Source organism: Marinobacter sp. UBA5687 (assembly GCF_002420325.1).
In the GTDB taxonomy this organism is placed as follows: Bacteria; Pseudomonadota; Gammaproteobacteria; order Pseudomonadales; family Oleiphilaceae; genus Marinobacter; species Marinobacter nauticus.
Window position 1 is genome coordinate 15277 of sequence record NZ_DIHV01000063.1, and the last position, 22805, is coordinate 38081.

General features: G+C 57.1%; 16 protein-coding genes. 7 read left to right on the forward strand and 9 right to left on the reverse strand.

Annotated elements, in window-relative coordinates; all coding sequences use genetic code 11:
• Window positions 1-13: 13 nt before the first annotated feature.
• Window positions 14-1267: a sodium:proton antiporter NhaD gene (gene nhaD, locus B3Y70_RS06685; protein ID WP_228223621.1), complete on the forward strand. Its 1254-nt coding sequence runs from the start codon at window positions 14-16 to the stop codon at window positions 1265-1267.
• Between the two features lie 49 nt (window positions 1268-1316).
• On the opposite strand, the gene B3Y70_RS06690 is transcribed toward nhaD, so the two are convergent.
• Window positions 1317-1856, reverse strand: a complete 540-nt coding sequence (locus B3Y70_RS06690) for a porin family protein (RefSeq protein WP_011784914.1) — start codon at window positions 1854-1856, stop codon at window positions 1317-1319.
• Window positions 1857-2107: 251 nt separating this feature from the next.
• Between B3Y70_RS06690 and B3Y70_RS06695 the strand changes: the two genes are divergently transcribed.
• Complete coding sequence (locus B3Y70_RS06695; RefSeq protein WP_121206494.1) at window positions 2108-3526, forward strand: TrkH family potassium uptake protein; 1419 nt, start codon at window positions 2108-2110, stop codon at window positions 3524-3526.
• Here the strand turns inward: B3Y70_RS06695 and glgP (B3Y70_RS06700) are convergent, their stop codons facing one another.
• The 6 genes from glgP (B3Y70_RS06700) to glgC form a co-directional block, all read right to left on the reverse strand.
• Window positions 3527-6031, reverse strand: coding sequence for an alpha-glucan family phosphorylase (gene glgP / locus B3Y70_RS06700; protein ID WP_278350606.1), 2505 nt, complete (start codon window positions 6029-6031; stop codon window positions 3527-3529).
• Window positions 6032-6044: 13 nt separating this feature from the next.
• Window positions 6045-6815, reverse strand: coding sequence for an SDR family NAD(P)-dependent oxidoreductase (locus B3Y70_RS06705; RefSeq protein WP_286896029.1), 771 nt, complete (start codon window positions 6813-6815; stop codon window positions 6045-6047).
• 42 nt (window positions 6816-6857) lie between these two features.
• Window positions 6858-7220, reverse strand: a complete 363-nt coding sequence (locus B3Y70_RS06710) for a PilZ domain-containing protein (protein WP_014421476.1) — start codon at window positions 7218-7220, stop codon at window positions 6858-6860.
• Between the two features lie 105 nt (window positions 7221-7325).
• Window positions 7326-8798, reverse strand: a complete 1473-nt coding sequence (malQ, locus tag B3Y70_RS06715; RefSeq protein ID WP_286896031.1) for a 4-alpha-glucanotransferase — start codon at window positions 8796-8798, stop codon at window positions 7326-7328.
• Window positions 8795-10507 (reverse strand): glycoside hydrolase, encoded by a 1713-nt coding sequence (locus B3Y70_RS06720; RefSeq protein ID WP_153740067.1) that lies wholly within the window; start codon window positions 10505-10507, stop codon window positions 8795-8797. The genes malQ and B3Y70_RS06720 overlap by 4 nt, the downstream gene beginning before the upstream one ends.
• Complete coding sequence (gene glgC, locus B3Y70_RS06725) at window positions 10497-11762, reverse strand: glucose-1-phosphate adenylyltransferase (RefSeq protein WP_286896034.1); 1266 nt, start codon at window positions 11760-11762, stop codon at window positions 10497-10499. The genes B3Y70_RS06720 and glgC overlap by 11 nt, the downstream gene beginning before the upstream one ends.
• Before the next feature lie 177 nt (window positions 11763-11939).
• Between glgC and glgB the strand changes: the two genes are divergently transcribed.
• From glgB to glgP (B3Y70_RS06740), 3 genes are read left to right on the forward strand one after another with little or no spacing between them, the layout of a single operon-like run.
• Window positions 11940-13835, forward strand: a complete 1896-nt coding sequence (gene glgB, locus B3Y70_RS06730) for a 1,4-alpha-glucan branching protein GlgB (protein ID WP_286896036.1) — start codon at window positions 11940-11942, stop codon at window positions 13833-13835.
• On the forward strand, window positions 13832-15298 hold the full coding sequence (glgA, locus tag B3Y70_RS06735; protein ID WP_286896037.1) for a glycogen synthase GlgA: 1467 nt from the start codon (window positions 13832-13834) through the stop codon (window positions 15296-15298). Before glgB ends, glgA begins: the two co-directional genes overlap by 4 nt.
• 32 nt (window positions 15299-15330) lie before the next feature.
• The gene (gene glgP, locus B3Y70_RS06740; protein WP_288589448.1) at window positions 15331-17883 is read left to right on the forward strand and encodes an alpha-glucan family phosphorylase; all 2553 of its coding nucleotides are present in this window, start codon (window positions 15331-15333) and stop codon (window positions 17881-17883) included.
• Between the two features lie 3 nt (window positions 17884-17886).
• On the opposite strand, the gene B3Y70_RS06745 is transcribed toward glgP (B3Y70_RS06740), so the two are convergent.
• Window positions 17887-19092, reverse strand: coding sequence for a lysophospholipid acyltransferase family protein (locus tag B3Y70_RS06745; RefSeq protein ID WP_288589450.1), 1206 nt, complete (start codon window positions 19090-19092; stop codon window positions 17887-17889).
• 167 nt (window positions 19093-19259) lie between these two features.
• On the opposite strand from B3Y70_RS06745, the gene recQ reads away from it, so the two are divergent.
• Window positions 19260-21137, forward strand: a complete 1878-nt coding sequence (gene recQ, locus B3Y70_RS06750) for a DNA helicase RecQ (RefSeq protein WP_288589451.1) — start codon at window positions 19260-19262, stop codon at window positions 21135-21137.
• Here recQ and B3Y70_RS06755 read toward each other — a convergent pair.
• Complete coding sequence (locus B3Y70_RS06755; protein ID WP_014421467.1) at window positions 21121-21675, reverse strand: YiiD C-terminal domain-containing protein; 555 nt, start codon at window positions 21673-21675, stop codon at window positions 21121-21123. The two genes, recQ and B3Y70_RS06755, sit on opposite strands and share 17 nt — an antisense overlap.
• Window positions 21676-21873: 198 nt before the next feature.
• On the opposite strand from B3Y70_RS06755, the gene B3Y70_RS06760 reads away from it, so the two are divergent.
• The gene (locus B3Y70_RS06760) at window positions 21874-22788 is read left to right on the forward strand and encodes a transporter substrate-binding domain-containing protein (protein WP_011784928.1); all 915 of its coding nucleotides are present in this window, start codon (window positions 21874-21876) and stop codon (window positions 22786-22788) included.
• Window positions 22789-22805: the final 17 nt, after the last annotated feature.

Consider the following 22805-nt stretch of genomic DNA (forward strand, 5'->3'; position numbering starts at 1 on the left):
TCAGGATTCCAAAATGCCGATTCTTGAAGCTGTTCTGATTGCTGTTGCCATCTTGGCGCTGCTCGGCGTCATCTTTGAAGAAGTCATTCACGTCAACAAGGCAAAAACCACACTGTTCTTTGGCACGCTCAGCTGGGTTCTCCTGTTTCTGTTCAGTTCCGGTGTAGACGAAACCGCTGCAGTTTCCTCTGGCCTTTCGGAAAGCATTGCCGAGATCGCCGGGTTATGGCTGTTTCTCGTGGCGGCGATGACATTTGTGGCCTACCTGAACAAGAAAGGCATGATCGAAAACATGATCTACCTGATCATGCCTCGTCAGGTCACCGAGCGGCGATTGCTGTTTCTGACCGGTCTGTTCTGCTTCGTGTTTTCTTCCCTGGCCGATAACATCACAGCAACACTGGTTTCCTGCTCCCTGATTCTCTCTTTAAGCCTGGATCTGAAGAAGCGGTTACAATTTATTGTTTTGGTTGTATTTGCAGTGAACTCCGGCGGCGTTTCACTGATCACCGGCGATGTCACCACGCTGATGATCTTCCTGGCAGACAAAGTGGAAATCCTGACGCTGCTGACACTGGCCATTCCCGCTTCAATCACGGTGTTTTTGCTGGCCGTGCTTCTTTCTGGCGGTCTGTCCGGCACCGTTACCCTGAAAGCCAGTTCCAATGAAGTCCGAACCGTAGACGCGGTAATCGCGGGCCTGTTTCTGGTTACAATCATTGCCACCATTACTGGCAACGCGTTATTCAGTATTCCGCCAGTGCTGACCTTCCTTTTTGGTCTTTCCATCATGTTCCTGGTGTCCCGCTTCATGAGCGACGACTCGGATCTGGACCCGATTCTCGAATACATCCGGGTTATCGAGTTTGAAACCCTGCTGTTCTTCCTGGGAATCCTGCTTCTGGTGGGTATGCTAAAAGAAATTCATGCTCTGGATTCACTGGTGGCAATCTATGATGTCATGCCCCCGGTGTACGCCAACTATCTGATGGGCATTTTCTCCGCGGTCATCGATAACGTGCCTTTAACGGCCGCACTGCTGAAGTCCGGTATCGACATGAGCCCCGGGGAATGGATGGGGCTAACCTATGCAGTTGGCGTCGGTGGTTCGTTGCTGGTAATCGGTTCTGCGGCGGGAATTGTAGCCATGAGCAAAATTGAGGGGCTCACGTTTGTGGCTTACCTGAAGTACGCGCTACACCTTCTGGCCGCGTACACAGTGGGCTATGCCGGGGTCATTCTGCTTGGCTCTGTGATGAACGGCTAACGTCGAATGCCTGCGAGGTCCCGCCCCGCAGGCATTGGTTATCTCATCGTCAGAAGTTGACCTGAACGCCCAGGCCGATGCCATCTACGGTAATATCATCGTCATCGTAGTAACGCATGTATTCGAGGTTGCCTGACAGGTTCTTGGCGAACTTCACATTCAGGCCGGCACCGTACGAGAAATCGGAATCATCGTCTTCCACTGAGCCTGCCTCAGCTTCAATACGAGTGAAACCGAAAACAGCGTAGGGTGTTACCGGGCTCTCGTTCACCACGTTCACCGTGCCGTAACCACCGAAGAAGTTGTCGATTTTAACGTCAACGCCGGCAATCCGATCGTCATCCACACCAAAGCCCGCTCGGGCCTCAACACCGAAATAGTCCGTAGCCATAACGCCGACCTTGCCAGACAAGGTGCCGGTGTCGGCTTCTGCCAGGCCATCGAAATCGGTTTCCATGAAGGTGTAATTCAGGCCGGCGTAGAGCCCGCCAACACCGGATTTATACATATCCTGGGCAGAAGCAAGCCCAGCCAGGGCCAGCCCGGCGAAGGCAGTTGATGCAACAAGAACCTTTCTTGTGGTCTTCATAGTCTTTCTCCCTGTTCATACAGGCCTTCACGGCCTGACAGTAAACGTGCATCAGTCCGACGATTCCCGCCATAGGTGCGTTCCGTATTTACCCATTTTTTACGCCGATTTAATTCCGGGTTAATACTTCTGTCCGGGGCCTGTTTCCTTGCGGTTAAGCAAGCCCGCGGGTATGCTGACGCCGTCTTTTTGTCAGCTGGCTTGAGCGTGCCTTGAGAAACCTAGCCCCTGTCGTCTTCATTGTCAGCGTCATGTTTATACTTCTGAGTGTTTTCATGACGTTACCGGTACTGCTGTTGGCTGCCACCCCTTCCGGTGCACCCAATGCCATCGCGTTTGCCGAATCGGCGGCTATTGTTTGCGTGCTTGGTGTTCTGGGGCTGTTGCTGACCTACCGTGAACCCCGCGAACTGAAACCGCGCTATATGTTCGTGCTCACGGTCTCCAGCTGGTTTGTCATCGCCCTTCTATCTGCCCTTCCCTTTTACCTGAGCGATAACGACATCTCGGCGGCAGATGCGTTTTTTGAGGGCACTTCCGGTATCACCACCACGGGGGCTACTGTGTTCACCGGCCTGGACACGATGGACAAGGATCTGCTGCTCTGGCGCTCGATCCTTCAGTGGCTGGGCGGTATCGGGATTATCGGCATGTTCGTTGCCGTGCTGCCTTTCCTGCGGGTAGGCGGGATGCGCCTGTTCGCTACCGAATCGTCTGAGTGGACGGAAAAGGCTCTGCCACGCATGAAGACTCTCAGCCGGGGCCTGCTGTTGGTGTATCTGGTGTTTTCCGTGGTTGCGGTTGTCACCTACTGGCTGTCTGGTATGTCTTTGTTTGACGCGTTCAACCATGGCCTGACCAGCATTGCCACAGGCGGCTTTTCAACCTCAGACCTGTCCATGGGTAAGTTCAACGACCTTATCCTGCTGGAAGCCACCTTTTTCATGATCATCGGCAGCCTGCCGTTCTTCCTGTTTGTGCGGGAAATGCACGGCCAGCATGGGGTCCTGTTCCGTGACCAGCAGGTTCGTCTGTTCCTGGGGATTCTGTTCGCGGTGCCGGCCATGCTCACGCTCTATCGCTGGTGGGTATCCCCGGTACCCTTCGATCCGATTCACAATTACGCAGCCACGCTTTTTAATGTGACTTCCGTTGTTACGACCACGGGCTACGCGTCTGAAGATTACTCCGCCTGGGGGCCTCTGGCCTTTGTGGTGTTCTTCTTCCTCATGTTTGTGGGCGGCTGCTCAGGCTCAACCGCCGGTGGCATGAAAATCTTCCGGTTCCAGCTATCGCTGATCATTCTGCGAGAGCAGTTAATGCGGCTGTTGCACCCACGGGCCGTATTTACCCGTAACTACAACGGCCGTGCCGTCAGCGACGAAATCATCTCCTCGATGATTGCCTATACCTTCATCTTCCTGTTGTGTCTGCTGGTGATCACCGTGTTGCTGGCATCCCTTCAGCTCGACTTTGTCACTGCACTTTCCGGCGCCCTCACCTCACTGACCAACGTTGGTCCCGGCCTTGGCGATATCATTGGCCCCGCCGGGAACTTCTCGCCTCTGCCCGACGCCGCCAAGTGGATTCTGTCAGTGGGCATGCTGATGGGGCGTCTGGAAATCCTGAGCGTGGTGATCGTGCTCTCACCGGGCTTCTGGCGTGGCTGATCAGCGCAGCCAGAGAATGTGAGCGTCTTCCAGGGGCAGGTTTAGCCTGGGTTCATGAATGCGGATGCGTGGAGTGAAATGCTCTAGCGGGCGTGGTGGCACCGTGCAGTAATATCGGTACGTCTGTTCGGCTTCCTGTAGTGGCCCGCTGAACGCCATAGACTGCACCAGGCGTGGGCCGGAGTTTGAGGATTCTGCCACCAACTCTACGGCGACCAGTTCCGGGCTCAGGCCATCCAGATACACATCCAGATCGAAACGCAGTTTTTGGCCTTCCTCCCGGGCGTCCATTGCGCCAAACCTCAGGCGTGGCCAGTGTCGGGCTATGGTTTCTTTCACAGAAACAAGTTCGTCAGCACCTACAGCGGTGCGCTCCGCGCCCTGGGCCACCATGGGCAGATAGAAATCCGTGACATATTCCCGAACCATGCGGTTGGCCGAGTATCGTGCAGTTAATTCGTTCATGCTGGCCCGAACTCTCTCCAGCCAGTTGGCCGGTAAACCCTGTTCATTACGCAGGTAGAATTCCGGTACAACGTGATTCTCCAGCAACTGATAGAGTTCTTCGGCATCAGCCTCATCGTGTTTATCCGTCTGGCTCAACTCCTCGAAGGTGGCTCCCGGCCGAATGGCCCAGCCCAGCTCCGGCTGCCAGGCTTCCGCCCACCAGCCATCATACTGCGACAGGTTCAGGCCACCATTTACCAGCACCTTCATGCCGCTGGTACCACAGGCTTCCCAGGGGTGGCGCGGGCAATTAAGCCAAACGTCCACGCCCTGAATCAGTTCGCTAGCCACCGCCATGTCATAGTCTTCAATGAATACCGCGCGCCCCTCTACTTCCGGCAGGCGGGTGAACTGCTTCCAGCGTTTGATGATGTCCTTGCCTTCGTTGTCGTGGGGGTGGGCCTTCCCCGCCAATACAATCTGCAGGGGCCGGTCCCGATTGCTGAGGAGTCGGATCAGTCGTTCCGGATCTGTCAGCAGTAAGTCCGGGCGCTTGTAATTGGTAAAGCGGCGGGCAAAGCCTAACGTCAGAGACTCAGTATCCAGAAGCAGACCACACGCCGCTTCCTCGCTGTTGCCGTAGTTGTGCTCACAATGCTGGCTCTGCAATCGCGCGCGCAGGTAATACACCAATCGGTGTCGCTGGTTTCTGCGCATCTGCCAGAGATCATGGTCAGTAGTCCCTTTCAGCGGGCGAAGGTCCTTCATAGGCTGTCGCCAGCGGTCCTGGCCACAGGCCGACGTCCATAATTCGTCCGCCTCCGGAGAATCCCAGCTCGGGGTATGCACACCATTGGTAACGTATTCTGCTGGCACATCGGCCGCCGGCCAGCGCCCGAACCACGGCTGGAAAATGGATTGAGTGACCTGTTTGTGAATCTGGCTGACACCGTTAAAACGACCGCTCATACCTAGCGCAAGCCCCGACATGTTCAAATCGCTTGAACCGCCATTGGCAACAGTCAGTATGGTCTCCAGCGACTGGCCGATCTCCTGCAACCAGGGCTCCAGGTACAATCGGGCAAGTTTCGTCGGGAACCGGTCAAAACCTGCAGCTACCGAAGTGTGGGTGGTAAAAAGGTTGGTGGCTCTGGTTGCCAGCCGCGCCACTTCAAAACTGGTCTCATTCTGCTGTTGCCAGTGCACCGCGCGCTCAACCAGCGCCAATGCGCTGTGGCCTTCGTTAATGTGGCACAGAGCGGGTTGGCGCCCCAACTGTGCCAACAAGCGCCAGCCGCCAATTCCAAGCACCATTTCCTGTTGCAGGCGTTTTTCCGGATCGCCACTGTAGAGTTCGCTGGTAATACCCCGGTCGCCGGGCTCATTCCGGGGGTCATTGCTGTCGAGCAGCAACAATTCACAGCGCCCCACCTGTCCTTTCCAGGCCCTCAGGCGAACTGTACGGCCGGGAAAAGGTACGTTTACCCTTGCCCATTCTCCGTTGCTGTCCCGTAACGGAGTAACCGGGAGCATGGTCGGATCGTTATAGGGGTGAAACTCCAGCTGCTCCCCCTCAGCGTTCAGGGCCTGCCGGAAATAGCCCTGCTGGTAGAGCAAGCCCACGGCTGTGACCGGCACACCCAGATCGCTGGAAGCCTTCAGGAAATCGCCGGCCAGAACGCCCAGGCCGCCGCTGTATAACGGCAGGGATTCCGACACCCCATACTCCATGCAGAACCAGGCGACGCCAGTGGCCAGCTGGTTGCCGCAGTTTTCAGAATACCAGGTCGGGCACTGGTTGAAGGCTTCATGGCGATTCAGTTGTTGCTGGTACTGGGCCAGGAATTCGGGGTCTTCGGCCAGCTGTTGCAGCCGTTCTGCCGAAGCGCTGTTCAGCACCAGCCAGGCGTTATGGGTTGCCTCCCAGATCTCTTCATCGAGCTGCCGCCACAACTCATCACATCCGTGGTGCCAGCTCCACTGCAAATCCAGTGCAATCGCCATCAGCCCTGACATCTGTGCTGGCAGGGCCCTCATAGTATACGCGGCCAGAGTCATGGGGCTTCAGCCGTTAATGCGCGGTATAGCCGCCGTCGATAACCAGTTCGCTCCCGGTCATGAATTTGGACTCATCAGAGGCGAGGAAAACAATGCCCCAGGCAATGTCGTTCGGCTCGCCCATATGGCCAAGAGGATGTAAAGCGGCGGTGGCCTGCTTGGCAGCTTCCAGATCCTGGCCGGTGGTTTTCAGGTGGTTTTCGACCATCGGGGTCCAGATAAAGCCCGGATGCACGGAATTCACCCTTATGTTGTCCGGGGCGTAGAGCATCGCATCTGTTTTGGTCATCAACCGGACAGCACCCTTGGACGCATGGTATGGAGGTGCGTCCGGCGCGCCGATCAGGCCGTAAATGGAAGACAGATTGATGATGCTGCCGCCGCCGGCCTTCTTCATGTGAGGAATGGCGTGTTTGGTGCAGAAAAACACCCCTTTTACGTTAACCGCCTGTACCTTGTCCCATTCTTCCTCGGTCACTTCGTGGGTCGGCTTGTTGGCGCCGGACATGCCAGCGTTACTAACCACGACGTTTAGCGCTCCGAAGTGCCCGGCCACTCCGTCCAGAGCGGCTTTCACCTGCTGTTCATTGGTCACATCACAGTGCCAGTAACCAACCTTGTAGCCTTTGTCGCTGAGTGATTTGGCGAGGGTCTCGCCTTCGCTATCCAGGCAGTCAAGAATGCCAACGGCAGCGCCCTCTTCTGCCATCCGTTCAACCGTTGCTTTGCCAATGCCCAGTGCGCCGCCGGTTACCGCAGCTACTTTTCCTTCAAGTCGTGCCATGTCAGTCGTCCCTTACAGAATCAGTTGTTGTCATTATTGAAGTCAGTGCATTTGCTTGCGAACTCGCCCGGCAAGAAGGTCTGTAGACGCCTGTTCCTGCAGGCAGGCAATCAGTTCAGAAATTGTCAGCGCATCGTTCTCAACGCCGTCAAAATCAACCCCCAGACCGCCATCATCAGTCCTAACCACATGGGCGCTCAGCGTGCAGTGCCCCCGCTCCGAACGTTCCGGAAACCGGAAGGACAGCTCGATCGTCTGGTTCAGTCTCACATCCGAATAATCGGTCGCAATAAACAGACCACGTCGGGATGCATCCCGGATCATACCAGTCGCTACTGGCATGCCACGTTTGTAGACCAGAATGGGCAACCCGCCTTCTACCCGTTGGCTTAGCCGGTGTTCCATGCCGTTTCCTCCTGTCAGCTTGCCGAGTGGATACCGCAACTCCTCCACTTTACACCTGATTAAATATTAACCATCTTGATTCTGATCAAGAGGGTGATCACTCGGCTATCGACCGTATAGGTTCACAATATTTCTCAGCCCTGGCAGGTCGATCCTCGCTCGATAATCCTCGGGTAAGGTCCATTTCCAGTTACCCTGGATCGTGCCGGGCGTGTTGAAGCGTGCCTCGGATCCAAGAGCCAGAAGATCCTGTATCGGGACGATCACCAGTCGTGATACCGAGCCCATCGCAGCCTGTATCACGGGCCATGGCATATCCGGGCTGTTAATTCTCAGATACCGGTTAACATGCTCCCGGGTTCGCTCATCCAGGCTCTGGTACCAGCCCATTGTGGTGTCGTTGTCGTGGGTACCGGTATAGACCAGATCCCATTCCTTGTGGTTATGCAATAGATGGGGGTTGGCGGCGCTGCCATCAAAACCGAATTGTATGACGGTCATACCCGGTAACCGGAAACGGTGTCGAAGGGCTTCCACATCTTCCCCGATGATGCCGAGGTTCTCGGCAACCAGCGGCAAACGGGGTAACTCCCGGAAGCAGGTTTCCAGAAAATCATCGGCCGGGCCCGGCACCCAGTAGCCATCGACCGGGCGCGGATTCTCCGCCGGAATCTCCCAGTAAGCCTGCAGCCCCCGGAAATGGTCAATTCTAAGGAGATCGAACCGTTCCTGCTGGCTGGCCAGGCGCTGCACCCACCAGTGGTATCGGTCCTCCTCCATTCGCTGCCAGTCGAATAGCGGGTTTCCCCAGTGCTGACCCTCGGGGGAGAAATAGTCCGGGGGCACCCCGGCAACCACTCTGGGCTTACCTTCACCATCAAGCTTGTACAGGTGGGGTGCGGCCCAGACATCGGCGCTGTCGTGAGCGACGAAAATGGGGATGTCGCCAAACAGCCAGATGCCCCGTTCGGCCGCATAATGACGCACCGCTGTCCATTGTATGAAAAACAGGTACTGCTCCAGGCACACCCGTTCCAGTGTACTTTGGTGGGATTCTCTCAGGGCTTCCAGGGCGGCCGGCTTGTGATCCCGCAGGTCGTCGGGCCAGTCCAGCCAGTTCACGCCCGGAAACGCCTCTCTGGCTGTCATGAACAGCGCAAAATCATCCAGCCACTGATGGTGCTCCAGAAAATTCTGATAGGCCTGTGCGTTGAGCGCTTCTGACTCACGATAGCGACCGGCATGGAATCGCTGGCTGGCATGTTCCAGGGCTTCGGTACGGGTAAAGGCGGTAAGTTCCTGGCTATCGAGAAGACCGGGCGCCACCAGTTCCTCAAGGTCGATCAGAACGGGGTTCCCGGCATGGGCCGAGAGCGACTGGTACGGCGAAAGGTCTGCATGAGTGGGCCCCAATGGCAGTGTCTGCCACACCGTGATGCCTGCCTCGGCCAGAACATCCACAAACTGCCGGGCAGCGGCGCCCAGCTTGCCGGAAACGCCAGGTAATGCGGTCGGGTGCAACAGCACACCGGCACGCCGCCTTGCCAAAACCGGATTGGATGGCATTTCTACAGTCATGAATCAGCCTCATGCCCCGGCCGCATGGCACCGCCCTTGGCGGGCTCCCCTCCACCCTGGCTCAGGGGCTGGAACAGGCTGGACGGCGCCGGGTAGCCAATACGCTCATAAAGGTTGGCCAGGTGCCGGCGATACAGCTGCTCGAAATCCCGAACCACCGCTGCCGGGTTGTAATCGCCAAACCACCAGAACCAGTCCGAGCCTTCACACAATCCGAGCTGATGTGTGGCCGCCTGCTTCTGATCCATGTTGAGGGAGCCATTATCAAGCGCCCGGTCAAAATGCTGCTTGGCCTCACACAGCAGGTCCCAGGCCCGGTTTTTGTCGGAGTCGCCTATCCAGGTGGAAAAGGTTCCATAAATCCAGCTTCCAGCCACCAGTTCCGGGAGTTGCACAGGCTCTGTGTAATGCTCTTCCTGAAGGGTCGAATAAGTGGTCAGCCGCAGTTTCGGGTGTTTCTCAAGCACCCGGTACAGCTCGTCAAGAAAATGGAAGCCGTTCTCCGGGTAGTACTCCCAGGCATTCTCGCCGTCCAGAATCACCGAGATCACCGGGTTCTTGTCTTCTCTGGCGATGTTTTCCATGTGATGCACCAGGTCGCCAACCGCGTCCCTGGCGTGCCAGTCGGCATAGGTAAAACCAATCAGATCCGATAACCCATCGTCACGAAAAAAAGCCGTTACATTGGCATCAGTAAACCGGTACGGCTGATGGATGCTGGCAGCTTCAGGCAAGGATTTATTCGCCCTGGCCTTGTTGATGCTGTTATTGATGACTGAATCGCCGGAAGCGGTCCATCGAAAGCCTTGCTCGCCAAGCAACAGCAGCGTGGCCTGGCTCAACCCACCTTCAGAGGCCCAACAACCCGCAGGTTCGGTGCCGAAAAAGCGTTTGAAGGCTCGCCTGCCCTCGGCCAGATGCCAGATGGCCCGCTCTTTCCCCCCTGGATAGTGGTCATGCTCCGGAAGCGCGATGTCTGGCATCGCTTCTCGGGCGGCACTGAAATCCAGCAGCAGAGGCACGATGGGATGGGCCCAGGGGCTCATGGCCAGTTCCACCTGGCCTGTATGCGCCAGGTGACGGTAGCGAGGGCCTATGCTGGCCATCAATTCTGCGATCACGTCCAGCAATGCCTTGCGATCGTCCAGTGTGTACTGATGGGCCTTTTCCTGAAGGCTTTGTACCACGCCATGTTTGCGGCGCACGGTTTCCGCCATCCAGCCCAGGTGGTACCACACCAGCAGATCGGCAAGAAACTGGGTAGAAAGATAACGCTGAATGTCGGGCCGGGTTCGGTATAGATCGGCCACTTCCGCCAACCGAGCATAGGCGGGAAAACGCTTGATAATCCGCTCGGCGTTTGCCCTCAGGCACTTTTCCATCAAATCCAGAAATGCCGGTGAGCCAGGTTCCGGCAGCGCCGGATCAACCAGAGCCGCAAGCAGAGGATCGCCGATGGTTTGCCCTCCATGGCGCCATCGCTCAATGTGGTACAGATAGGTCTCAATCTGTTCCAGCAGCACCGGCGCGAAGTTCACCACCGCACGGGCATCCGGGTGGGCTTCCAGGTGCGCAGCCATGTCCACATAATCCTTGATGCAGTGCAGATAGACCCAGGGGAACAGGAACTGCCCATTGCTGTGATCCTGATAATCCGGCTGGTGCATATGCCAGCAAAGTACCACTGGCGTGCGGGGGTCAGAGGCCATGGGGATAATCCTGCCCGAGCATCTCGGGAGTGATCAGCACAACACCTTTAGACGACACGTGGAAGCGTTTTTCATCTGCTGTCCGATCAAAACCAACCCGGGTGCCTTCCGGAATCCGGCAGCCGCGGTCAATCACCGCTTTGCGAATGTGGCAATCGCGTCCAATGTCCACGTCCGGGAAGATTACAGAGTCCTCCACCTCACTGAAGGAATGCACCCGAACCTGGGAGAACAACAGCGAGTGTCGAACGTGAGCGCCAGAAACGATGCAGCCGCCGGCCACCATGGAATCGACGGCCGTGCCCCGACGGTTGTCATCATCGAACACGAACTTGGCCGGCGGTAACTGTTCCTGGTAGGTCCAGATCGGCCAGTCCGAATCGTACAGATTCAGTTCCGGGCTGATGCCGATCAGTTCCAGGTTGGCCTGCCACAGAGAATCGATGGTTCCGACATCGCGCCAGTATGCCACCTTGTTGTTGACCGGGTCCCGGAACGGGAAAGCCGCCACCCGAAGGCGCTTGATCACCGAAGGAATAATATCCTTGCCGAAATCATGGGAGGATTTACCGTCCATCTTGTGATCCCGCAGCAGTTCATCAAACAGAACTTTCGTGCTGAACACGTAAATACCCATCGACACTAGCGCTGTCCCCGGTTTACCAGGTATGGCCTTGGGATGGTTCGGCTTTTCCTTGAATTCGATAATGCGGAAATTCTCATCTACCGACATCACCCCGAACGACGAGGCTTCTTCAACGGGTACCTCAATACAGCCCACGGTAATGTCCGCCTCCTGCTCCACATGGGCAGCCAGCATGGTGCCGTAATCCATTTTGTAGACATGGTCACCCGCCAGAATCAGCACGTACTCCGGCTGGTGGCTGCGAATAATATCCAGGTTCTGGAGCACGGCGTCTGCTGTGCCCTCGTACCAGGAGGTCTCAATGCGCTGCTGGGCTGGCAACAGTTCCACAAATTCATCCAGCTCCCCCCTCAGGAATCCCCAGCCGCGCTGAATGTGACGTATCAGTGAGTGGGATTTGTACTGGGTGATGACGCCTACCTGGCCAATGCCGGAGTTGATGCAGTTGGACAACGGGAAATCGATAATCCTGAACTTACCCCCGAAGGGAACGGCGGGCTTGGCTCGCCATTTTGTGAGGTCGTGAAGCCGTGAGCCCCTGCCGCCAGCCAGCACCAGGGCCAGGGTTTGACGAGTAAGACGACTGACGAAACGCTTGGCGGTTTGCATAGCAGCTTCCCTGTTTAAACCGGATACGCGCCGACACAAATTTGACGTTTGCTCTTGTAGAAAAACACTATCATTGAATTATGACGTACAATTGTCTTAGGTCATATTTTGTACAAACGCAAAAACGATTGATGGTCTAACCTCTGGTTTCCACTTTTATTCAGGAATCTGTGGTCTATGGAAAGCCCCGCCCTGAGTGAGTTCGACCTGCACCTGTTTGCCGAAGGCAGGCACTGGCATATCTATAATGTTCTGGGTGCCCACCTCGGGAATCAGCGAGGAATCGAAGGCGCCCGTTTTGCCGTTTGGGCACCCAACGCCCAGGCCGTGAGTGTGATCGGCGACTTCAACGACTGGGACAGCGGCCGTCATCCCATGGCGGTTAACAAAGATTATGGTGTCTGGTCGGTATTCATTGGGGGAGTAAAGCCGGGAGACCTTTACAAGTTTGCCATCACAACCCGAAACGGCCACCACATCACCAAAACCGATCCGTATGGGCAGGCCTTTGAGCACCGGCCTTCCAATGCCGCAGTGGTGACCGAGCGGGGGCAATACGCCTGGAGCGACGGAGACTGGCTTGAGTGCAGAAACCGGTTCGACTGGCAGCGGAGCCCGATTTCTGTCTATGAGGTGCATCCGGGCTCCTGGCGCCATCACGGTTCCGGGCGCTGGCTGACCTATCGGGAGCTGGCCGATCAGTTGGTGCCCTACGTGTTGGAAACCGGCTTTACGCATATTGAGCTGCTCCCGATTACCGAGCACCCGCTGGACGAATCCTGGGGTTACCAGACTACCGGCTATTACGCCCCCACCAGCCGTTATGGCAGCCCGGATGATCTTAGATATCTGGTCGACCTGTGTCATCAGAACAACATCGGCGTGATTCTCGATTGGGTGCCGGGGCATTTCCCCGACGACGACTTCGCCCTCGCCGAATTTGATGGGACGGCACTCTATGAACATGAAGATCCCCGCCGCGGGCGTCACCAGGATTGGGGCACACTCATCTACAACTACGGTCGCCACGAAGTCCGGAACTTTCTCATAGGCAGTGCGCTTTTCTGGCTGGATACCTTTCACATGGACGGGCTACGGGTGGATGCCGTTGCCTCCATGCTGTACCTGAACTACTCCCGGAATGAGGGTGAATGGCTGCCGAACGAACATGGCGGCCATGAGAATCTGGAGGCGATCCGTTTCCTCCAGGATCTGAACCGGGTGTGCCAGAGCAGGTTTCCGGGTGTACTGATGATGGCGGAAGAGTCCACGTCCTGGCCCAGGGTGACCCGGCCTCCGGAAATTGGCGGGCTCGGTTTCAACCTGAAATGGAACATGGGTTGGATGCACGACACCCTGCATTACCTGCAACAGGATCCGGTGTATCGCCAGTATCACCATGACAAGCTCACCTTTGGTTTGCTTTACGCTTTTTCGGAAAATTTCGTGCTGCCGCTATCCCACGACGAAGTTGTACACGGCAAATCCAGCCTGATTCAGAAAATGCCGGGAGATGACTGGCAGCAGAGGGCCTCGCTGCGCCTGCTGTTCAGCTACATGTTCGCCTACCCCGGCGCGAAGCTGCTGTTCATGGGGGGGGAATTCGGCCAGCGCCAGGAGTGGAGCGAACGCCGTGAGCTGGACTGGTATCTATTGCAATACCCGGAGCACCAGGGGCTGCGAAAACTGATCCAGGACCTTAACGGCCTCTATCGGCTATACCCGGCCCTGTATCGAAAAAGCTTTACCGGTGAAGGATTCGAGTGGATTGACTGCCACGATTCCACCCAATCCGTGATCAGTTTTCTACGGATTGCCGGCTCACCGGAGCATGGGTCGCTGGTGGTTGTTGCCAACTTTACACCCGTGCCCAGGCATCACTACCGTATAGGCCTGCCTGGCGGAGGCAACTGGCAGGAAGTTTTTAATTCAGACTCCACCTGGTATGGCGGCAGCAACCTCGGCAACCCCCTGCCCTTGCAAGCTGAGCCCACACCCTGGATGGCCCGACCGTGTTCCCTGGAGTTAACACTCCCGCCCCTTGGGCTGGTTATGCTGAGGCCCGCGCCATGACCCGGGTGCTGTTTGCTACCAGTGAGGTTTTTCCTCTCGTGAAAACCGGGGGGCTGGCCGATGTTTCCGCCAGCCTTCCTGAGGCACTCTGCCGTCTGGGCTACGACTGTCAGGTTCTGCTGCCCGGCTATCCTGCTGCACTGAAGGCAGCGCGAGAGGGTGGCGCCCGCAGGAAAACCCGGTTCCGGTATGGTCAGTATGATGTCTCCCTGTGGCAAACCCGTCTGCCGGGTACGGCGGTAACTCTGTGGTTGGTGGATTGCCCGGCTCTTTTCGATCGTGCTGGCGACAGCCCCTATCAGAATGAGAATGGTGAAGACTGGTGGGACAATGCTCACCGGTTTCACTTGTTCGGGCGAATTGGAGCTATGTTGGCACTTGGGCAACTGGGTCTGGCGTGGCGCCCGGACATCGTTCACTGCAACGACTGGCAATCCGCACTGATTCCGGTGTTCCTGGCGGACAGTCAGGATGCCCCGAAAACCGTGTTCACCATCCACAATCTTGCTTACCAGGGGCTGTTTTCCCATGAGACCTTTCGGGCCCTGGGCCTGCCCGATTCCCTGTGGCGCTACGAGTTCCTGGAATTCCACGGGCAACTTTCCTTTATCAAAGGTGGACTGGTGTTCAGCGATGCAATCACCACCGTGAGCCCCAGCTACGCCGATGAAATCCAGACACCCTGGTTCGGTAATGGTCTGGACGGCTTGTTGCGCCACAAATCCGCCAGGCTGAAGGGCATTCTCAATGGCATTGATACCCGCCAATGGAACCCGGAAGACGACCCGCACCTGGAGTTTCACTACGGCGCGGACTACCCCGCCAACAAATCACAATGCCAGGCAAGGCTGCAGCAGGAACTCGGGCTGGAGGTTTGCGGGGCTCCATTGCTGGGGTTCGTCGGGCGCCTGGTGGAACAGAAAGGGCTGGACTGGCTGCTTGGGGTCATCAAGCCGTTGCTGGAACGAGGATGTCAGTTTGCCCTGCTCGGCTCCGGCGAACACCACTACCAGGAAAGCCTTAAAGCCATGGTTCGTGAATGGCCCGGGCAATGTTCACTCACCCTCGGTTACAACGAAAGCCTGGCACACCGGATAACCGCCGGGGCCGATATTTTCCTGATGCCTTCCCGGTTTGAACCCTGCGGCCTGAACCAGATGTACAGCCTGAGATACGGCACCGTACCTGTGGTGCACGGCGTCGGCGGCCTTAACGATACGGTGTTTGACCCCAATGAGGAAACACCGGAACAAGCCAATGGTTTTGTGTTTCGTGAGGCGACGCCAGACGCATTACATGCCGCCATTACCCGTGCGCTGGCAGCGCGGGAGGACCGGAAAACCTGGCGCAAATTGCAGGAAAACGGCATGAAAGGCGACTATTCCTGGAAGAACCGGGCCGGCGAATACGCGGCCCTTTACCGGAACCTCATTGCCGGCAACGACCGGATACATGAAGACTGACACGGTGCCCCTGGCCCAAGGAGGTCATCACCATGCACACCGCAACTGAATTCCGGCTGGAAGCCCGCCCCAGACTACCAGAAGCACTGGAACGACTTGATACGCTGGCCAATGACCTGTTCTACAGCTGGGATCATGGCGTGCGCAGCCTGTTCGCGCGGATTGATCTCCGTCTCTGGCAAAAAGTGGAGCACAACCCGAAACTGTTCCTGCGACGGGTGGCCCAGGCCCGGCTCGATCAGGCATCGGAAGACCGCGCCTTTCTCGCCGAATACCGTCGAGTATTATCCGCTTACGACGCTTATCTTGAATCCGAACCCGGCACCGAAGTGCTGGAGGCACTGAACCCTGAAGATAGCCTTGTCGCCTACTTTTGCGCCGAGTTCGGGTTTCACGAGAGTTTCCCGATCTACTCCGGGGGCCTTGGCATACTGGCTGGTGACCATTGCAAGGCGGCCAGTGACCTGGGGTTACCCTTTGTCGCCGTCGGGCTACTGTATCAGCAGGGTTATTTCATTCAGACCATTGATGCCCAGGGGCACCAGATTGCCCGTTATCAGTGCCACTCCAGCGATGAGCTGCCAATCACGCCGGTAGAGGTAGATGACAAGGCACTGACCGTCTCTGTGCCCTTCCCGGGGCGCGAAGTGCATGCACGGGTTTGGCTGGCCAGGGTCGGGCATATTTCCCTGTACCTGCTGGACACCAACACCGCGGAAAATACAGATGAAGACCGGGAACTTACCTTACAGCTTTATGGTGGCGACTCCGCTACCCGCATCAGCCAGGAAATGTTGCTTGGCATTGGGGGCACCCGGGCACTGGCCGCCCTGGGTATTCAGCCTACGGTGTGGCATATCAACGAGGGCCACGCAGCCTTCCAGATACTGGAACGTTGCCGTATGGCCATGGCCGAAGGGCTGTCTTTTGGTGCCGCCCTTGAGTCGGTAGCCGGATGCACCTTGTTTACCACCCATACTCCGGTGCCGGCGGGCCACGATATCTTCCCCCGCGACCTGGTGGAGCACTTCCTGTCGCCTTTCCTGGACCACTCCGGGCAGGAATTCGATGCCGTTTTCGGGCTCGGCAGCAAAAATGGTGATCAAAGCTTCAATATGACGAGTCTCGGCCTTCGGGGCTCCCGGTTTCATAACGGCGTAAGCCGGATTCACGGCGGTGTAGCCGCTCGGATGGAAGGCGATATCTGGCCACAGATACCGGCGGCCGAGAATCCCCTTGGCTATATCACCAATGGTGTTCACGTGCCAACGTTCCTGGCGCCGGAATGGGCAAGTCTATTCGATATCCAGGCGCCGACCTGGAAAAGTGAACTGCGAAACCCGACGTTCTGGCAGTTCATCGACAAGATCCCGGACTACCATTACTGGAGCGTTCACAAGGCCCTGAAACAGCAGATGGCCGAGTTCATCGTGCGGCGCCTGAAACGCCAGCACAAGCGCAATGGCACGGGCCATTCAGTCACTGAGCGAATGGCCCGCAAGCTGGTGTCGCCGGAAAATGACGCGCTGGTGGTCGGCTTCGCCCGCCGCTTTGCTACCTATAAGCGAGCTACGCTGATTTTCTCCGATCTGGCCCGCCTGGAACGGCTGCTCACCAATCCGGAGCAGCCGGTTGTGCTGGTATTTGCCGGCAAGGCCCATCCCCAGGACAAACCCGGGCAACAACTGATCAAGGTCATACACGACCTCTCCATGCAGCCCAACCTGATGGGGCACATTATCCTGTTGGAGGATTATGATCAGGCCATGGCGCGCCGGTTATTGAGCGGTGTTGATGTCTGGCTCAACACGCCGGAATACCCCAAGGAAGCCAGCGGCACCTCTGGCGAAAAAGCGGCCGTTAATGGTGCCCTGAACCTGAGCGTGCTGGACGGCTGGTGGGGTGAAGGCTACGACGAAACCAATGGCTGGGCGATTACGCCGCGGGACATCGAACTGGATGTGGAGTTTCGCAACCGCGAGGAAGCCCGGGACCTGTTGGACCTGTTGGAGCGGGAAGTGATTCCGCTCTATTACAACCGAGCCTCACAGGGCTACTCCCAGGGCTGGGTAAGCCGTTCCAAAGCGTCCATGAAAACCATTACGCCCCGGTTCAATGCGCAGCGTATGGTGATGGACTATGTTCGCAACTATTATCAGCCAGCCACCCGGCAGGGCGCGCGGTTGAGAGACAACAATGCCGCACTGGCGCAGGAACTGGCAGAGTGGAAAGCCCGGGTGCACGAGGCCTGGAACGGCGTGTCCATCCATGTGGACGGCTGCGTGTCAGATCGCTGTCACTGGGATGAATCCGTGGAGCTGAAAGTGTCGGTGGCTCTGAATGGTCTGGCGCCCGATGATGTACGGGTGGAATGCCTGGTTGAGCCTGAATGCACCGGCACTCACACTGGCCCCGGGCCAGACGCATTTGTGCTGGAAGCCAGCGGAGAGAAAGACGGTAAAACCCTGTTCAAAACCCGGGTCCAGCCACCCTACCCGGGGTTGCAAACACTGCGATTGCGCATCTACCCGCACCACAAGGCGCTAACCCACCCGCTGGAGATGGGGGCCATGCTCTGGGCATGACACTTAGTCGGTAGTCGAGTTCAGCGGTTGCTCGTTGTTATTCGCGGCCAGTGCATTGACCACCGGATTGGCATACATATCCAGCAAATAAGGGCGGATCGCCGGGTCACAGGCCTCCAGCCGGCGCTCCATTTCTGCCGTGGCAGCGTCCATATCGGCCGGAGACCAGGTCTCGGCGGTTACCACGCTCTCGCTCACACTGCCCGGAGTCTCATGGGCATCCGGATGAACTCCCCGCATCTGGTACGCCACCAGATTGGAGGCGTGCAGGTGGTAATTGGCGTGCATTTCATGGTCAATGCGTGCGGCCAGTGCTTTCGGGTTGTCCGGTGAATCGGCAATCGGGGCCCCGAAATGAACATGAACGTGGCCTTTAAAGCCCGTCAGCCCTTTAACGATCTGGTCTGTGTCTTCGCCTTCGGTCTTCTGATAGGCGCCGGTCCGGCCCCGCACTTCCAGTTCTTTGGCCTTGTCGGCATCGCAGGGGTCGTATTCGTAGGCAATGGATACCGGCACGATGTGAAGGCGGTTCATGGCTTCATCGAACGCCAGCCCCGATTTTTTCCGGCTCATGTAGAACATCTTGATGATCGCCGGGTCGGTAGCGTCAATGCCGTCTTTGGCGCGGCCTTCGCGCTGAGCAATCCAGATGCTGTGATTGGTATCAATGCTGTGATTGATGAAGCCGGAAAGCGTGAGGTAGGCATCACGCATTTCCCTTGGGCTGGTCATGTTACGGCGCACCACAAAACTCTTGTTCAGCCGCATCATTTCCGCAAACACCCGATTGGAGAGCAGGTTGTCGCCAATGGCAATCCGGGTTGTGTGGAAGCCGTTCTGGAACAGCAGGTAGTTGACCACCATCGGGTCAAAAACAATGTCCCGGTGATTGGAAATAAACAGATGGGCGCTGTTCTTGCTGAGATTTTCCAGGCCACTGTGGGTGACGCGGGTGGTGGTATTTTCCACCAGTTCTCCGACGTATTTCGAAACCCCGGCCTGCATATCATCTACCCGGGTGTAATGCCCGAAATGGCTGACCAGCCAGCGGCGAATGAACATCCTCAGAACGCCCGGCGCCCATTTTGCAACGGTTGGCGACTTGAACCGCCCAACCATATCCAGGAATTCCCGGTCGTTAACCAACCTCTGGATGGTTGGCGCGGTTTCTTCATCCGAATAGGGACGGATTGCGTCAAATTCCTGCATGCAAGCCCTGTTGTTGTTCGCAGCGTTGATCACAGTGTACGAAAGGGGCGCTATTGTATCCTTTCTCTTGCCGGTTTGCCTCCACCCGAATGGCCAGTTGACCAAACATCCGGAAGGATCTGGTAGAATCGCGCTGCTTAATCACTCCGCCACGAGCCGACCACTGAATGTACATGGACCAGGACTTCGACCAACTCGCCACTGAACCACCCACCGCTGCGGGCCGAAATCCGGAGCAGGTTCTGCACGAGGTATTTGGTTACGAGAGTTTTCGGCCCCTGCAGGGGGATATTGTCCGGGAAGTGGTCAACGGTGGTGATGCCCTTGTGTTGATGCCCACCGGGGGTGGTAAATCCCTGTGTTATCAGGTCCCCGCTCTGGTTCGGCCCGGCACCGCTATTGTTATCTCACCGCTGATCGCGCTTATGCAGGATCAGGTGGCGGCGTTGCGGGAGCTTGGAGTGAAAGCGGCGTTCCTGAATTCCACCATGGATTTCGAACAGGCCCGTGCCACCGAATACGCCCTGGCGACCGGCAAGCTGGACCTGCTCTATTGCGCGCCGGAGCGGCTGATTCAGCCGCGAACCATTGAGCTGCTGCATAACGCGTCCCTGTCGTTGTTTGCCATAGACGAGGCTCACTGCGTCTCCCAGTGGGGGCACGATTTCCGGTCCGACTACCTTCAACTGAGCATGCTGGCCCAGGAATTTCCCGGCATCCCCCGTATCGCACTGACAGCGACCGCTGATGAGCGCACGCGAAAAGAGATTGCGGAACGGCTGTCGCTGACCACCGCCCGGCATTTCATCAGTGGCTTTGATCGCCCCAATATTCAGTATCGGATTACGCCAAAGACCAACGCAAACAAGCAGTTGTTGGACTTTATTAAAGCAGAGCATGAAGGTGATTGCGGTATTGTCTATTGCTTGTCCCGAAACAAGGTCGATGCCACAGCCCGATTACTGAGCAGCAAGGGCTATACCGCACTGCCCTACCATGCCGGGCTGAGCGCCGAAGACCGCGCCCGCAATCAGGAGCGCTTTCTCAGGGAAGATGGCGTTATTGTGGTGGCAACCATTGCCTTTGGCATGGGCATCGATAAACCTGATGTGCGTTTTGTCGCCCACCTGGACCTCCCCAAAAGCCTGGAAGCCTATTACCAGGAAACGGGCCGGGCGGGCCGGGATGGCAAACCGTCCACCGCGTGGATGGTCTATGGCCTGCAGGATGTCATCAAACTCCGGCAGATGCTGGAGGCCTCTCAGGGTAACGATCAGTTCAAGCGGGTTGAGCGACAGAAGCTGGATGCCATGCTTGGGCTGTGCGAAGTGACCCAGTGCCGGCGACAAGTGTTGTTGCATTATTTCGGAGACAATCTGGAGACTCCCTGCGGAAACTGCGATACCTGCCTGAACCCTCCGGAAACCTGGGATGGCACGGTGGCGGTGCAGAAGGCCCTCTCCTGCGTCTACCGCACCGGCCAGCGCTTTGGCGTTAACTATGTCATTGATGTACTTCGCGGGTCAGAGAATGAACGAATCCTGCAATCCGGCCACCAGGCGATCACCACCTATGGCATCGGTCAGGAACTGTCAGCGAACGAATGGAAGTCGGTATTCCGGCAACTGGTGGCGAACGGATACCTGCGGGCAGACCCTGAGGGCTATGGCGCGCTTCAGCTAACCGAGCGCTGCCGCCCCCTGCTCAAGGGCGCACAGGCGATTGAACTCCGGAAAGACCCGGTGGTCCGCAACACCGCTGGTGGTAAGTCATCAACGAGCCGCCGGAGCGGCCAGAACGTGCGGGACCAGATTACCGACCACGCCGGGTGGGATGCGTTGCGGGCCTGCCGCAAAGAGCTGGCGGACAAGCAGGGCGTGCCGCCCTACGTGATCTTCCACGACACAACCCTGTTCGACATGCTTGAACGCCGCCCTTCCACCCTGGAGGAGCTGGCCGAGGTCAGCGGCGTGGGCGCCGCCAAGCTGGAAAAGTATGGCGATGTTTTCCTGCAGGCGCTACGCTCTATCAATTCTGAGGCTTGAACCCCTTCTTGCGCACCCGGTAATGGGCGATGGAGGTGGCAACGTGGTTGCCTTCTTCATCTCTCAGAATGCCTTCCAGAGTAAATTTAGCCCTACCGGTGGCGTCTGCATCGGCAAGGATGGCAGCCACCGCCTCTGGTGGTAGTTCAAATTCCACGGTCACATCTGAATTGGCCGGCTGCAGAAACTCCAGTGTCATTTCCTTCAGAATTGGCGTATAGGCAGGGCCAAGGTCGAAAAGGGTTAACACCCCACCGGGAATCTCCGCCACCAGGAAATAGGCGCCAGCATACAGGCTACCAAAGTGGTTTTTATTGCCCTTGAGGCGCACGCGGGCTTTGACGTAGCCCGGGCGAAGCTCCTCAACGCTGAAGTGATTACGTGGCGCGAACGGTATCGCCATACCAATAATGCGGTTAACCGCGGCATAACTGCCGGTCTTCTTGAGCCATTCCAGCGGTTGCAGCAGCGTCGCCTTGGGGTCACTGGAGCTTACCCATTGGCCGGCGGTGCCAATCAGAGAATCAATAAGAGCCATAAAGCCATATCCTGAAGTACAGAAAATGCGATCTTTACAGTCAGATACGGCTACTTCAAGAATCTTTTACAGTTTTTTTGAAACCTGTACGTTTCGAATAACGCTTTCTGATCTAAGCTGTAGCCAATGTCTGTAACGTTACCGTTGCTTGCAGCCGGATAACAGGGAAAGGGCACGCAGTTGTACACATTCAATAAAATGATAACGCGCCTCTGGCCAGTTCTGGCGCTTGCGGCGTGCATTCACGTTCAGCCAACGGCTGCGTCCGAATCCGAATCCAAATCGGCTCCCACACGAGACTACATACTCTGGTATCGCAACTACGATAACCCGGCGATTCGCAATCTGGTTGAACTCGCATTGCGCAAAACCTCGGAGTACGGTGAGTTCCAGATTATCCGCAGTGAAGAAATAAGCCAGGGGCGCGCCCTTCGGGAACTGGCTAACCCTCAGAGCCGGATTCTGGATATTGCGAACGTGGCGACATCAGAAGAGCGGGAAACATTTCTGAACGCCATTCCGGTACCTGTGGACGGCGGACTGCTCGGATTCAGGGTATGCCTGGTGTTGCCGGAACAGCTCAGTCTGTTTGAGGGGGTATCCAGCCTGGACGACCTGCGCCAGCGAGATATCCGTATTGGCCAGGGCGCACACTGGCCAGACACCCCGATTCTCGAAGCTAACGGCATTACCGTGATCACCCACACCCGCTATGAAATACTCTTTGGTATGCTTCGCAATAAACGCTTCGACTGTTACGCCCGCGGTGTGAGCGAAGTGCTGTTCGACCTCGAACATAACAAAGCCGACGACCTGGTAATCGAGCCAAACATCCTGCTGGCCTACGCCATGCCATCCTACCTTTTTGTGGCCCCGGACGATCACGAAACCGCGCAACGCCTGCAACTGGGTCTGGAGCGAGCGATCCTGGACGGCAGCTTCGCGGTGTATCTGAAAAACTGGTTTGGCAGAGCGGTATCATCACTGGGCCTTGATCGGCGCACAGTAATCACGTTGGAGAATCCGTATCTTAGTGAAGAATCCAGATATGTCGGGCGTCGAACCCTGGAAAACCTGGAGCGCCGCGTTGAGCTACTGAGTGTCGGAGACTAGCGGGCCATCCCTGGCCG